The 13,372-nt window shown below is 67.6% G+C and carries 13 protein-coding genes; 1 reads left to right on the top strand and 12 read right to left on the bottom strand.

What is annotated here, in order from left to right; all coding sequences use genetic code 11:
• Window positions 1-2: 2 nt before the first annotated feature.
• The 12 genes from D3877_RS01525 to D3877_RS01580 all read right to left on the bottom strand — a co-directional run bounded on the left by D3877_RS01525 (window position 3) and on the right by D3877_RS01580 (window position 12,463).
• Window positions 3-2,279, bottom strand: a complete 2,277-nt coding sequence (locus D3877_RS01525) for a chemotaxis protein CheA (protein WP_119830711.1) — start codon at window positions 2,277-2,279, stop codon at window positions 3-5.
• 58 nt (window positions 2,280-2,337) lie between these two features.
• Entirely contained in the window at window positions 2,338-2,715 is a 378-nt protein-coding gene (locus D3877_RS01530; protein ID WP_119829031.1) for a response regulator, read from the bottom strand.
• Window positions 2,700-3,011, bottom strand: coding sequence for an STAS domain-containing protein (locus D3877_RS01535; protein ID WP_119830712.1), 312 nt, complete (start codon window positions 3,009-3,011; stop codon window positions 2,700-2,702). Before D3877_RS01535 ends, D3877_RS01530 begins: the two co-directional genes overlap by 16 nt.
• 164 nt (window positions 3,012-3,175) lie before the next feature.
• A complete protein-coding gene (locus D3877_RS01540; protein WP_119829032.1) occupies window positions 3,176-3,685 on the bottom strand; it encodes an RNA pyrophosphohydrolase in 510 nt (169 codons plus the stop codon).
• Window positions 3,686-3,698: 13 nt separating this feature from the next.
• Entirely contained in the window at window positions 3,699-4,910 is a 1,212-nt protein-coding gene (locus D3877_RS01545) for a divergent polysaccharide deacetylase family protein (RefSeq protein ID WP_119829033.1), read from the bottom strand.
• A gap of 21 nt (window positions 4,911-4,931) precedes the next feature.
• Window positions 4,932-6,341, bottom strand: a complete 1,410-nt coding sequence (locus D3877_RS01550; RefSeq protein ID WP_119829034.1) for a S41 family peptidase — start codon at window positions 6,339-6,341, stop codon at window positions 4,932-4,934.
• Window positions 6,342-7,742: a murein hydrolase activator EnvC family protein gene (locus tag D3877_RS01555; protein WP_238474676.1), complete on the bottom strand. Its 1,401-nt coding sequence runs from the start codon at window positions 7,740-7,742 to the stop codon at window positions 6,342-6,344.
• Between the two features lie 204 nt (window positions 7,743-7,946).
• Window positions 7,947-9,521 (bottom strand): 2,3-bisphosphoglycerate-independent phosphoglycerate mutase, encoded by a 1,575-nt coding sequence (gene gpmI, locus D3877_RS01560; RefSeq protein ID WP_119829036.1) that lies wholly within the window; start codon window positions 9,519-9,521, stop codon window positions 7,947-7,949.
• Between the two features lie 44 nt (window positions 9,522-9,565).
• Window positions 9,566-10,024: a 23S rRNA (pseudouridine(1915)-N(3))-methyltransferase RlmH gene (rlmH, locus tag D3877_RS01565; RefSeq protein WP_119829037.1), complete on the bottom strand. Its 459-nt coding sequence runs from the start codon at window positions 10,022-10,024 to the stop codon at window positions 9,566-9,568.
• A gap of 43 nt (window positions 10,025-10,067) precedes the next feature.
• Entirely contained in the window at window positions 10,068-10,505 is a 438-nt protein-coding gene (gene rsfS, locus D3877_RS01570) for a ribosome silencing factor (RefSeq protein ID WP_119829038.1), read from the bottom strand.
• Between the two features lie 4 nt (window positions 10,506-10,509).
• Window positions 10,510-11,196 (bottom strand): nicotinate-nucleotide adenylyltransferase, encoded by a 687-nt coding sequence (locus D3877_RS01575; RefSeq protein ID WP_119829039.1) that lies wholly within the window; start codon window positions 11,194-11,196, stop codon window positions 10,510-10,512.
• A 1-nt stretch (window position 11,197) separates the two neighbouring features.
• Complete coding sequence (locus D3877_RS01580; protein ID WP_119829040.1) at window positions 11,198-12,463, bottom strand: glutamate-5-semialdehyde dehydrogenase; 1,266 nt, start codon at window positions 12,461-12,463, stop codon at window positions 11,198-11,200.
• Between the two features lie 165 nt (window positions 12,464-12,628).
• On the opposite strand from D3877_RS01580, the gene D3877_RS01585 reads away from it, so the two are divergent.
• Window positions 12,629-13,372 carry a sulfite exporter TauE/SafE family protein gene (locus tag D3877_RS01585; RefSeq protein ID WP_119829041.1) on the top strand — a complete coding sequence of 248 codons (744 nt, stop codon included), beginning with the start codon at window positions 12,629-12,631 and terminating at the stop codon, window positions 13,370-13,372.

Here is a 13,372-nt window from a genome sequence, read left to right on the forward strand (position 1 = left end):
CCTCAGACCGTTTGGCGTTGACGTGATTCGGATTTTGGCGCGGGCAGGGCGGGGGCCGGAGATCGCCCGCCGCCGCTGGCGCTGTCGCCGCTGTGGCGGCTCATCTCCCGCAGACCGGCGACGTCCAGGATCAGGGCGACGCGCCCGTCGCCCAGAATGGTCGCGGCGGCGACGCCGTCCAGACGGCGAAAGTTGGATTCCAGGCTTTTGATGACGACCTGCTGTTGCCCCAGCACCTCGTCCACCACCAGACCCAGGCGCGAGCCGTCTTCGGTCTCCACCAGCACGACCAGCCCCTTGGTGGCGTCGTCGATGGCCTTGGGGATGCCGAACAGGCGGTGGAGATGGACCAGCCGCACATACTCGCCGCGCGCCATGATGACGTCGCATTTGTTGACCAGCCCGTGGAGGTCGGCGGGCTTGGGCCGCAGGCTTTCGACGATGTTGGTCAGCGGCAGGACGAAGCGTTCCTCCCCCACCGAAATCACCATGCCGTCGAGCACCGCCAGCGTCAGCGGCAGCGACAGGACAAAGCGCGAGCCTTCGCCCGGCGTCGAATAGACGCCGATGCGCCCGCCGAGCGAGGAAATGTTGCGCCGGACCACATCCATGCCGACGCCGCGCCCGGACAGGTTCGACACCTGGTCGGCGGTGGAGAAGCCGGGCAGGAAGATCAAATGGTCGATCTCCTCGTCGGTCATGCTGGCGCCGGGCTGCACCAGCCCCTTTTCGATGGCCTTCGACAGAACCTTGGCGCGGTTGATGCCGCGCCCGTCGTCCGTCACCTCGATGACGATGCGGCCGGAGCGGTGCTGCGCCGACAGATGGACGGTTCCGGCGCGCGGCTTGCCCATGCGTTCGCGCTCGTCCGGGCTTTCCAGCCCATGGTCGATGGAGTTGCGGATCATGTGGGTCAGCGGATCGACGAGGTTTTCCACCACCGTCTTGTCCACCTCGGTGTTTTCGCCGGAGGTGGCGAGCTGAACCTCTTTGCCGGTCAGCGCGGCGCATTCCCGGACCAGCCGGGGCATGCGGGAAAAGACGCTCGACACCGGCTGAGCGCGGATCGACATGACGCTTTCGCGCAATTCGCGGGTGTGCTGGGCGAGCTGCTCCAACCCCTCCTGCAACTCCTGAAACTGGCCGGGGGGGACGTCGCGCAGATGCTCGGCGATCATCGCCTGGGTGATGACCATTTCGCCGACCATGTTCACCAGCCGGTCGATCTTGTCGAGATCGACCCGGATGGTGTGGGTGGTCAACCCGGCGTGCTCGCCGCCGCCGCTGCCGCCGTTGGTTCCGGGGCCGCCGTTGGTTCCGGCGCCGCGCGGTTTGGCGGTTCCGTCGGTCTTGGCCGCCGTCGCTCCTGGCGGAACCAAAGCCGATTCGCTCAGCGCGGGCGGCGTGTTGGGCGGAGCGTCGCGTTTTGGCGGCGGAGCGATGACGGCGGGCAGCGGCGCGTCGGCGGTGATCTGGATGTCGCATTCGTCGGCGACAAACTCGAACACGTCGTCGATCCGCTCGCGCCCGACCTCGGCGTCGGCGGTCAGGGTGATGGTCCAGGACAGATGCAGAAGCTCGGCGTCGAGATCGGCCAGTTTGGGCAGATCGTCCAGATGACAGACGATCTCGGCGTCGCCCAGGCGGCGCAGCGCGCGCAGCATGTAGGCGGGTTCGTTGCCCGACAGCAGAAGGTCGGATTTGGGGCGGAAGACGATGGTCCAACGCACCCGGTCGGCGGGGGGCGGCGAGGGGGCTTCGGAATCGCGGGCGGCGTTGATCGCGGCCATCGCGTCGCCGAAGATCCCGGCCTCGTCGTCTTCGTCATCGTTGACGGCGGAGGTTGCGGGCGGCGGCGTCTGGGGCGCCGCGCTGGCCGTGCCGCCGCCGCCGCTGGCCGCCAAGGCGTGGCGCAGCGCGGCGACCGTGTCGTCGGTGGCGCCGGGCGGCGCGTCGACCCCTTCGCCCGCGTAGGCCAGCATTTGCGCCAACACGTCGTTGGCGCGGATCAACGTGTCGACCAGTTCGGTGGTGACGGGGATGGCGCTGTTGCGCACCTCGTCCATCACCGTTTCAAACTCGTGCGAGAAGGCGACCAAGTCGGAGAAGCCAAAGGCGCCGCCGCCGCCCTTGATCGAATGGACGGCGCGGAAGATCGCGTTCACCTCGTCCATGTCGACGTCGCCGGGGGAGAGGCGCAGCAAGCCAGCCTCGGCGACCGCCAGCAATTCGGCGCTTTCGTCGAAATAGGTCTGCTTGAACCGGCTCAGATCGTCCACGATCACCCTCCTTGCCCGTGTCTGTCGGCTTGGCGTCCGAGACCTGCCAGAACGGGGATCAGCCGCACACCTTTTGCACGACGGAAACCAGTTTGTCAGGGTTGAAGGGCTTCACAATCCAGCCGGTGGCGCCGGCGGAGCGGCCCTCGGCCTTTTTCTTTTCGTCGGCTTCGGTGGTCAACATCAGGATCGGCAGGCTGCGGTGGGTCGGGATGGCGCGCAGCTTGCGGATCAGGGTCAGTCCATCCATCACCGGCATGTTCAGATCGGTGATGACCAGATCGACCTTGGCGGCGGCGATCGCGGTCATGGCGGCCTGCCCATCGGGGGCTTCCACCACGTCATAGCCAGCGGCGCGCAGGGTGAAGGACACCATGTCGCGCATGGTGCGGGAATCATCGACGGTGAGGATTTTCTTTTTCACGCTTGGCTCCATTGTTTCAGCCATCCTTGGAGGCCAAGGTCGTCGCACGCGTCCGCGAAGCTTTCCGACGGCGCGGCGACGGCGAAGAGGGCGCCCCGCGCGGCGGAATCGCGGGCGGCGACCACCAGAGCCTGAACGCAGGCCGCGCTGACCCGTTCCACCGCGTCGGCGTGAACCGTCACATCGGCGGACACCGCAAAGGCGGCGCGCAGGCTGTCCAGCAGAGGTTGCGCCATCGGCAGATCAAGATCGCTGGGCAAGGCCAAGCGAACCCGCCCGGCCTCTTCATTCCACTTTATCAGTGTCATGCCCATTCCCTTCCTGTGCGGCGCCAACGCTGAACGGTGCCAGATATGGCCTCAAGGATTCGTTAAGCTCGAACCAATGCCACGGCGGGAAGAGTCTTAGAACCTAGGGATGACCGCAATCCATGCCCTCGCGGGCGCCAAAACACCCAAGAGCGAGCGGCCCGCTACGCCTTCAATCGAGCGATGAGCGGGCGGAACTCGGCTAGGACGGCCTCATAGACGTGGCGTTTGAAAGCGACGATCAGGCCGGGCAGGGCTTCCGCGTCGATCCATTTCCAGGCGTCGAATTCGGGGTGTTCGGTGTCGAGCCGGATGTCGGCCTCGGTCCCGGTGAAACGGGCGGCCATCCACATCTGTTCCTGCCCGCGCCAGCGGCCCTTCCACACCCGGCCCAGCAGCTCGTCGGGCAGGTCGTAGCGGTGGGGGGCGGCGGACATGGCGAGGAATTCGGCCTTGGCGGTGCCGATCTCCTCCTCCATCTCGCGGAAGGCGGCGGCGCGGGCGTCCTCGCCCTCGTCGACGCCGCCCTGGGGCATTTGCCAATCGGCGTCCGACCCGGTGCGGCGGGCGACGAACACCTCGCCCCGGTCGTTCAGCAGCATGACGCCGACGCAGGGGCGGTAAGGCAGCGACTCGCGGTCGATGGGGGCGTGGGGTTTGCCGTGCTTGGACATCGGTGGACTCGCCTTATTGCTTCTGAATGTTGACGACCGCCGAGGCGGGGGCCAGGACAAAGCCCCGATCCGACAGCGCCGTCATCCACAAGGCGATGCGTTCGATGGTGGTCGGGTAGGGCGAGGCCATGCCGACGGCGGCGCCGTTGGCCTTGGCCAGTGTTTCCAACTCGTGGAGTTGGTCGTCGATGGCGCCGCGCGACAGGTCGCGGTCGATGGTGCGGTCGGCCAGCGCGCGGGGAACTCCGGCCAGCGTCGCCAGCGGCCCGGCCACGCTTTTGGGGTTGGCGCGGGCGTCGACGAACAGCAGACCGCGCGCCTTCAGCGCGTCGATCATCGGCTGCACGGCGGCTTGATTGCCGGTGAATTTGCTGCCCGTCGTGCTGGTGATGCCGACATAGCCGACCACCTTGCCCAGCGACCATTCCAACCGTTCCAGATTGCGGTCGGGGCCAAGCATGGTCAGCAGGGCGTTCGGGCCGGGATCGTCGCGCGGGTAGTTCAGCGGCTCCATCGGCACCGCCAGCATCACCTCATGCCCCTTGGTGCGGGCGCGCTCCACCCAATTGTCCAGCCGTTCGGCGTAGGGAACGAAGGCCAGCGTCACGCCGACCGGCAGCTTGGCCAGCGCGTTTCCGGTGGTGACGCCGCTGATTCCCATGTCGGCCATGATGATGGCGATGCGCGGGCGCTTGTCGGCGGCGGGGAAGGGGCGGGCGTAGACCTGCCAGGGCTTGCGCCCATCTTCGGCGATTTTGGGCAGCGGGCCGTTGCGGCTGTCCTCCACCAGTCCGGGAACCGGGGCGGGGGTCAAGGTGACGCTTGCGGCGGCGGCTTCCGGCAGGGCCAGAGGCGCGGCGGCGGTCGGCGGCGGCGGCGGCGCTGGAGGCGCGGCGGCCGGAGTCGCCGCCACGGGCGGTTTGGGCGGCGCCGCCGGGGCCGGGGGCATCGCCACCGTGACGTTGATCTTCGGCGTCGCCGCTTCCCACGCCTGGGTGGTTTCCGCGCCGTTCAGGGCCAACCAACCGGCGATCCCGCCAAACAGCAGGATCACCGCGCCGATGGCCCCCAACAGCAGCTTGGGTGGCGGTTTGCGATGAGAGTCCTCATCGCCGAAATCGGCGTGCGGGTTCATCTTCCGGCGCAGGCGCGCCAGCCAGCCGAATCCGGGGCGAAGGCCCCGGATGTCGAACTTCAGGCGGCCCAGAATCGCAGGCGCTTTCACCCTAAGGCTCTCCCGATCCGATCAGCGCGCGGCGGCGCGCGACTGGAACAGCGCCACGCCGCGCAACAGATCCAGCGCGCGGGCGAGCTGGAAGTCGAACGGGGCCGGAGCGCCCGCCGTCGTCGGAACCGGCGCGTCGGGATCGGCGGGAGCCGCCGGAGTCGTCGCCGGAGCCGCTGCCGGAGCGGCGGCGGGCGTCGTCGCCGGAGCGGCGTTGTTGGCCGCGCCCGGCGCGGGCGGCTTGACGCCCGGACGGTTCTGGTTGGCCGGGTCGGTGTTGCGCAGCGAGCCTTTCAGGTCGGCCTCGCGGCGGCGACCGGCGGCGGTGTCGAGATCCTCCACCTTGGCGACATGCACCTCGATGTCCGGGGTGACGCCAAGCTGTTGGATGGAGCGGCCCGACGGCGTGTAGTAGCGCGCCGTGGTCAAGCGCATGGCCCCGTGGCCGGGCAGCGGGATGATGGTTTGCACCGATCCCTTGCCGAAGGACTGGGTGCCCATGATGATGGCGCGCTTGTGGTCCTGCAACGCGCCCGCGACGATTTCCGACGCCGAGGCCGAGCCGCCATTGATGAGAACGGCCAGCGGCAACCCTTTGATGAGGTCGCCGGGCTTGGCGTTGAAGCGGGTGCCCTCTTCCGACTTGCGGCCACGGGTGGAGACGATTTCGCCCTTGTCAAGGAAGGTGTCGGACACCGAGACCGCCTGATCGAGCAGACCGCCGGGGTTGTTGCGCAGGTCAAGGACGAAGCCCTTCAGCTTGTCGCCCAACTGCTGCTGGATCCCGGCGATGGCCTTTTCCAGCCCGACCTGGGTCTGTTCGTTGAAGCTGGTGATGCGCAGATAGCCGATTTCGCCCTCCACGCGGGAGCGGACCGACTGCACCTTGACCACGGCGCGCGTCAGCGAGACCTCGAACGGCTCGCCCACGTCGCCGCGCCGGACGGTGATCTTCAGATCGCTGCCCACCGGGCCGCGCATCTTTTCGACCGCCTCGTTGAGGGTCAGGCCCATCACCGCTTCGCCGTTGAGCTGGACGATCAGGTCGCCCGGCTGCAAGCCTGCGCGGAAGGCCGGGGTGTCGTCGATGGGGGAGACGACCTTGACCAAGCCGTTTTCCATCGTCACCTCGATCCCCAACCCGCCGAACTCGCCCCGGGTCTGCACCTGCATGTCCTGGAAGCTTTTCTTGTTCAGATAGCTGGAGTGCGGGTCGAGCGAGGTCAGCATCCCGTTGATCGCCGCCTCGACCAGTTGCTCGTCCGTGACCTTCTCGACATATTCGGCGCGCACGCGCTCGAACACGTCGCCGAACAGGTTCAATTGCCGGTAGGTTTCCGACGAATTGCTGGACTGGGCGGTAACGGTGGCGACTCCAGCCCCCAGAAACACCAGGGCAGCCGCCGCGACGGCTCGCTTCATCATCCTCATCTACCCTTGTCCTTTTCCCTCTGGGGCGCCGAACCCGCGCTGCGGATTGATCGGCTGACCATTGCGTCGCAGCTCGAAATAGAGGTCCGGCGTCCCGTCCATCGGCATGGTGGCGATGGGTTCCCCCGCCGCCACCTTCTTGCCGACCGCCGTGTCGATCCGGCCCAAACCCGCAATCAGACTATGATATCCGTTGCTGTGTTCCACGATCAAGATGAGGCCATAACCTTTAAAGGGTCCGGCGAACATGATTGATCCGCCTTGCGGGGCGACCACCGCGGCGCCGGCGCGTGTTTGAATGGTGACGCCCCGGCTGGTCGCGCCGAATCGGTCGGTCTCGCCAAAGCGTGTGGCCAACCGCCCGCCGACCGGAGTCGGCATCCCGCCGACCGACGGCGGGCCGTTCGGGGCCTTGCGGGCCAGCGCCAGTTCGGCGGCGGCGCGGGCGGCTTCCTTGGCCGCGTCCTCCTTCGCGCGCTGCTCTTCGGCGGCTTTCAGGGCGGCGGCCTTTTGTTCGGCGGCGCGCAACTCGGCCAGCTTGCGTTCGGCGTCCTTGCGTTCGGCTTCCTTTTGCGCGGCGAGGCGGCGTTCGGCCTCGCGCTGTTCGGCCAGCCGCTTTTCCGCCGCCTTGCGTTCGGCCTCTTTCTGTTCGGCCTCGCGCTTGGCGGCGGCCTCGGCGGCGGCGCGGCGTTCGGCCTCGATCCGGTCCATCAGTTGCCGCAGGTCGCTGGCTTGGCCGGAAAGCTGGCCCATATGCTGGGAAAGCTGGAGCCGTTCGGCGTCGGTTTGGCGCGACAATTCTTCGCGGCGGCTGACGAGGCGGCTCATCTCGGCCTGTTTGTCGCTCAGCCCCTTGCGGGTGGCGAGCGCCTTGGCGCGTTGAGCGACCAGCGAATCGCGGGTTTCGGCCAGCGCGGTCAGGGCGGCGGTCAGCGCGTCGGCCCGCGCGCGCAGCACCGGCACGGTGTCGCGCAGCAGCAGGGCGGAGCGCAGCGTGTCCACCGGCCCTTCCGGGCGGGCCAACGCCGCTTCCGGCGGCACGCGGGCCAGCCGTTGCAGCGCGCCAAGCAACCCGGCGATCTGGCCGCGCTCGCTGTCCAGCGTGGCGGCGCGGCTGCGCTCCTCGGTTTCCAGGGCGGCGAGCGTGCCTTCCAACTCGTCGAGGGCGCGTTCCTGGACGCGGGTTTGGTCGGCCAAGCCGATCAACTGGCCGCGCAGGTCGTTCAGCTCCTTGTCGAGCGTCTGCGACTGGCGTTCGAGCTGCTTTTGCCGGTTCTTTTCGGTTTGGAGTTCCTGCTCCACCCGCTTCAACGCCTGCCCGGCGGCGTCGGTCTGCGCCAGGGCGGTTTGCGCGAAGGCAGGGGTCGAAAGAAGGCCCAGGGCCATCACCAACCCGGCCAACAATCCCTCTCCCGCTCCGGGAGAGGGTGGCCGCCGCAAGGCGGTCGGGTGAGGGGTGATCCAAGGAAAAAGCCCCTTGGGAGACACACCCTCAGATGAAACGATCAGGATTTTTGCGCAACCCCTCACCCTTCCCGCGTCGCGGGCCCCTTCCCTCTCCCGGAACGGGAGAGGGAAACGCCGAGAGGGGCCGACGGCCATTGGTTATTCCGCAGCCGCGCGGGCGGCGTTGCGGATCAGCAGGTTGCGGCCCGTCATCTCGTCGGGCTTGGGCAGGCCGATCAGGTCGAGCAGGGTCGGCGCGATGTCGGCCAGACGCCCGCTGTCGATCTTCGCCCCCGCCGGGCCGTTGACCAGAACCAACGGCACCTTGTCCAGCGTGTGGGCGGTGTGGGGGCCGCCGTTGTCGGGGTCCTTCATCAGCTCGCAATTGCCGTGGTCGGCGGTGATGAGCATGGTCCCGCCCTGGCGGCGGACGGCGGCCTCCAACCGGCCGATGCTGGTGTCCACCGCGTGCACCGCCTTGATCGCGGCGTCGAGCATGCCGGAATGGCCGACCATGTCGGGATTCGCGTAATTGACGACGATCAGGTCGTAGGCGTCCGAATCGACCGCCGCCACCAGCTTGTCCGTCACCTCCGCCGCCGACATTTCCGGCTGAAGATCATAGGTGGCGACCTTGGGCGACTGGACCAGAATGCGGTCCTCGCCGGGGTAGACGCGTTCCTCGCCGCCGTTGAAGAAGAAGGTGACGTGCGGGTATTTCTCGGTCTCGGCGATGCGCAGTTGCGTCAACCCGGCGTCGCTGACCACCTCGCCCAACACTTTGGTCAGGGATTTCGGCGGGAACAGCGTGGTCATCAATGTGCCGAGCGCGCTGGAGTATTCGACCATGCCGACGGTCGCCGCCAAGGCGGGCAGGGCGCCCCGGTCGAAGCCGTCAAAGCCCGGCTCGACATAGGCGCCGAGGATTTCCCGCGCGCGGTCGGCGCGGAAATTCGCCATCAGAATGGCGTCGCCGTCCTTCATCCCGCTGTAATCGCCGATGATGGTCGGCAGGATGAACTCGTCATGCTTGCCGGTGGCGTAGCTCTGTTCGATGGCCTGGATCGGGTCGGCGGCGCGTTCGCCCTCGCCATGGGTCATGGCGGCGTAGGCCTTGGCGACGCGGTCCCACCGCTTGTCGCGGTCCATCGCGTAATAGCGCCCGATCACCGTGACGATCTCGACGCCCGGCAACTCGAACACGTCGGCCATGAATTCGGCGACCTGGTCCTTGGCGCTTTGCGGCGGCACGTCACGCCCGTCGGTGAAGGCGTGGATGGCGACCGGCACGCCCTCGCGCGCCAAAATCGCGGCGAGCGCGGCCATATGCTCCTGATGCGAATGCACGCCGCCCGGCGACAGCAGACCCATCAGATGGCAGGTTCCGCCGGTCTTGGTCAGCGTCTTGACCAGATCATACAGCGCCTGATTGCGTTCCAGATCGCCGTTCAGGATGGCGTGGTCGATCATGACCAGATCCTGCATGACGACGCGGCCCGCGCCCAAATTCATGTGGCCGACCTCCGAATTGCCCATCTGGCCCTTGGGCAGCCCGACCTCCTCCTCGCTGGCGTCGAGCAGGGCGGTGGGTTCGTTCGCCCACAACCGATCCCAATTCGGCGTGTCGCCCAGCGCGATGGCGTTGTCGGCCGTTTCCTCGCGATAGCCCCAACCGTCCAAAATGCAGAGAACGACGGGCTTCGGGGAGTTGGCGGGACGCTGCGGATCGGTCATCGCGGGTGCCTCTTGCGGACGGTGTCGGGATGGGGTTGGGGTGGTCAAACGCGGTGATAGGGGTGCCCGGCCAGAATTTGCTGGGCGCGGTAAATCTGTTCGGCCAGCATGCCGCGCACCAGCATGTGCGGCCACGTCATCGGGCCAAAGGCCATCAGGAAATCGGCCCGCGCCCGCACGGCGTCGCCGTGTCCGTCGGCGCCGCCGATCAAAAAGGCGAGGTCGCCGGTTCCCCGGTCGCGCCAGTCGCCAAGCTTGGCGGCGAAGGCTTCGCTGGGCAGGGCCTTGCCGCGCTCGTCCAGCGCGACGACCACCGCCCCGGCGGGAATCGCGGCGAGCAGCAACTCAGCCTCTTGCCGCTTCAATTCGTCGGAGGACAGGCGTTTTTTCACCTCGACCTCGCGCAGGGTGAACGGCCAACTCAGCCGTCCGACATACTCGTCGAACAGGTCGCGGGTTGGTCCCCCCCGCGACCGCCCAACGGCGGCGAGCCACACACGCATGACGCAGCCCCCCCGCCTTTCTGGTCGTCGGTCCGTTCGCTTGTCAGGCGCTCAGGCGCGCCGGATCGGACGGCGCCGGCATTTCCGCGCCCCACATCTTTTCGATGTTGTAGAAGGTGCGGACCTCCGGCTTGAACAGATGGATGATGATGTCGCCAGCATCAACCAGCACCCAATCGCACTGTTCCATGCCTTCGGTTTCGACGCGGCGGAATCCGGCCTGCTTCAGCTTTTCGGTCAGCTTCACGGCCATGGCGCCGACATGCCGCGTGTTGCGGCCCGACGCGACGATCATGTAATCGGCGAAGGTGGCTTTCCCGGCCAGATCAATGACGGTGACGCCGTCGGCCTGATCCTCGTCCAGGGTGTGTTCGATGAGCGCCTTCAGAGCCTGGGGTTCCGGGATCTGGAGAACGGCGGTCGGCTGCGGGGCGGACGCGGCCGTTTCGGTGTGCGTGGTGATGGCTCTAACCTCTTGCAACGTGTCACGACGGATGCGCGATCCGGGTGGCGCGTGCTTGCCGGATCGCCGTCGCCGAGGTCGTGTCCAAGGGGTTGCGCAAGAACGCCCAGGCCGGCCGCTTGTGGCGCGCCAGCCCTTTCACCCCAGAGACGGACACCCGTCGACGCATGTAACGCTGGGCGGCTTGGCCGCTCAGCGCATTCAAACAATAGGTCGGACGGGCGAAAACCGCAACCGGCGCCAGCGCGAAGATTCGCGTCCAGGCCCGCCAACGGGGGATTTGCCGCAAATTGTCCGCGCCCATCAGCCAAACGAAGCGTGTTTTTGGGAAACGCCGGGTCAACGCCGCCAGCGTGTCGGCGGTGAATTGGGTGCCGAGCGCCGTTTCAATCGCCGTCACCTCGACGCGCGGATGAGCGGCGACGCGGCGGGCCTCGGCCAAGCGTTGGGCGAGCGGGGCCATGCCCGCGCGGTCCTTCAGCGGATTTTGCGGGCTGACCAGCCACCACACCCGATCCAGCCCAAGCGTCTTGAGCGCGTACAGGCTGATGCGCCGGTGCCCGTCATGCGCCGGGTTGAAGGAGCCGCCCAGGATGCCGACGGTGAGACGGGCGTAGCGCGGGCCGGAAAACAGGCCCGGCTCTCCCCTGGTGGTCGCCGCTCCGAATCCCTCTCCCCGTGGGGGGGAGAGGGCTTTGTCGGGGTTCATCTTACGGTCGCGTCTGGCCATCGCCGCGCACGACGTACTTGTAGCTGGTCAACTGTTCCGCCCCGACCGGGCCGCGCGCGTGGAATTTGTCGGTGGAGATGCCGATTTCCGCGCCCATGCCGAACTGCCCGCCGTCGGCGAATTGGGTGGAGGCGTTCCACAGCACGATGGCGCTGTCCACCCGCAGCAGGAAGCGTTCCGCCGTCGCCGCGTCCTCCGTGACGATGGAGTCGGTGTGGTGGGAGCCGTGGCGGTTGACATGGTCGATGGCCCCGTCCACCCCATCGACCACGCCGCAGGCGATGATGGCGTCGAGATATTCGGTGTCCCAATCCGCCGCGTCCGCCGCCGTCACGCGCGGGTCTACGGCTTGAGTCGCCGCGTCGCCGCGCACGGCGCATCCGGCGTCGAGCAGATCCTTGACCAGCAGCGGCAACGCTGCGTCGGCGATGGCCCGATCGACCAGCAGGGTTTCCGCCGCGCCGCAAATCGAGGTGCGGCGCATCTTGGCGTTCAACACCACCTTGCGCGCCTTCTCCAGATCGGCTCCGGCGTCGACATAGACGTGGCAATTGCCGTCCAGATGCTTGATGACCGGCACCCGGCTTTCGTCGGCGATGCGCTGGATCAGCGATTTGCCGCCGCGCGGGATGATGACGTCGATGAAATCGCGCATCCCCAGCATGAGGCCGACCGCCGCGCGGTCCGTGGTGGGGACCAGTTGGATCACCTCTTCGGGCAGACCCGCCGCGCGCAGCCCCTCGGCCAGACAGGCGGCGATGGCGCGCGAGGATTGGACGCTTTCCGAACCGCCGCGCAGGATCGCGGCGTTGCCCGATTTCAGGCACAGCCCGCCCGCGTCTGCGGTCACGTTGGGGCGGCTTTCATAGATGATGCCGATGACGCCCAGCGGCACGCGGACGCGCTGGATGTTCAGCCCGTTGGGCCGCGTCCAGTCGGCCAGCACGCCGCCGATGGGGTCGGGGAAATCGGCGATGTCCTCCAGACCCTTGGCCATCGCCTCGATGCGCTCGTCGTCCAGGGTCAGCCGTTCGCGCAGGGGGCCGGACAAATCGCCCGCGTTGGCGAGGTCGGCGTCGTTGGCGGCCTGGATCGCCGCCTTGTTGGCGCGGATGGCCGCCGCCGCCGCCCGCAAGGCCCGATCCTTGTCCGGCCCTGGCGCGGTCGCCAGCGCAGCCGAGGCGGCGCGCGCTTTGCTGCCAAGGGCAAGCATCTGATCGCGCAGGGTGTCGAGCAGGGCGGACATGGCTCTCTCTTTCCAGAAAAGGGACGATGACCTTAACGAATTGCGCGGGCCGGTGAAAGCCGTTCGGACGGCGAGCACGGCGGCCTTGCTGAAAACGCAGTGTTCCCAATCGTTGAGGGCAGGGCATAGTCCCCGCGCTGTGACCGCCATGGGGTAGGATTGCCGATGCTCACGCTGCTGTTGATCGTCTCCGCCTTTTTCGCCGGGGCGTTGAACGCCGTCGCCGGTGGCGGCAGCTTTCTGACCTTTCCGGCGCTGATTCTGGCCGGGGTGCCGCCGCTCAACGCCAACGCCACCAGCACCGTGGCGGTCGCGCCCGGCGCGCTGGCCAGCGCCTACGGCTATCGCCGGGAACTGGGCAAGATCAAAGAAATCCATCTGCCGTCCTTCCTGGGGGTCAGCCTGGTTGGCGGGTTGATCGGCGCGCTGGCGCTGCTGTGGACGCCGGAACGGACTTTTGAGGCGATTGTTCCCTGGCTTTTGCTGTTCGCCACCGTGCTGTTCGCCTTCGGTCCGAAGGTGTCGGCCTGGATCCGCCGGACGGTGACGGTCGGCTACGGCTCGGTTCTGGTGACGCAGTTCTTCATCGCGGTCTATGGCGGCTATTTCGGCGGCGGCATCGGCATTTTGATTTTGGCGACGCTCGGCGTCTTCGGCCTGACCGATCTGCACGCGATGAACGGGCTGAAAACCCTGGTGTCGGGCTGCCTGAACGCGGTGGCCGTCGTCGCCTTCATCTTCGGCGGCGCGGTTTATTGGACGGAGGCGCTCATCATGCTGGTGGCGGCGGTGGCGGGCGGCTACGCCGGGGCCGCCATCGCCCGCCGCATCCCGCCGCCGATCCTGCGCAAATTCGTCATCGGCGTCGGCGTGACGATGACGGCCTATTTCTTTCTGGTGAAGGGCTGA

This window comes from Azospirillum cavernae, from assembly GCF_003590795.1.
In the GTDB taxonomy this organism is placed as follows: domain Bacteria; phylum Pseudomonadota; class Alphaproteobacteria; order Azospirillales; family Azospirillaceae; genus Azospirillum; species Azospirillum cavernae.

Excerpts from the sequence above, each read along its gene's own strand:
- D3877_RS01585 (WP_119829041.1), top strand. The coding sequence starts at position 12,629 with ATGCTCACGCTGCTGTTGATCGTCTCCGCCTTTTTCGCCGGGGCGTTG.
- D3877_RS01540 (WP_119829032.1), bottom strand. The coding sequence starts at position 3,685 with ATGTCCAAGCACGGCAAACCCCACGCCCCCATCGACCGCGAGTCGCTG.
- D3877_RS01535 (WP_119830712.1), bottom strand. The coding sequence starts at position 3,011 with ATGACACTGATAAAGTGGAATGAAGAGGCCGGGCGGGTTCGCTTGGCC.
- D3877_RS01580 (WP_119829040.1), bottom strand. The coding sequence starts at position 12,463 with ATGTCCGCCCTGCTCGACACCCTGCGCGATCAGATGCTTGCCCTTGGC.
- D3877_RS01575 (WP_119829039.1), bottom strand. The coding sequence starts at position 11,196 with ATGAACCCCGACAAAGCCCTCTCCCCCCCACGGGGAGAGGGATTCGGA.
- D3877_RS01550 (WP_119829034.1), bottom strand. The coding sequence starts at position 6,341 with ATGAGGATGATGAAGCGAGCCGTCGCGGCGGCTGCCCTGGTGTTTCTG.
- rlmH (WP_119829037.1), bottom strand. The coding sequence starts at position 10,024 with ATGCGTGTGTGGCTCGCCGCCGTTGGGCGGTCGCGGGGGGGACCAACC.
- D3877_RS01530 (WP_119829031.1), bottom strand. The coding sequence starts at position 2,715 with ATGGAGCCAAGCGTGAAAAAGAAAATCCTCACCGTCGATGATTCCCGC.
- gpmI (WP_119829036.1), bottom strand. The coding sequence starts at position 9,521 with ATGACCGATCCGCAGCGTCCCGCCAACTCCCCGAAGCCCGTCGTTCTC.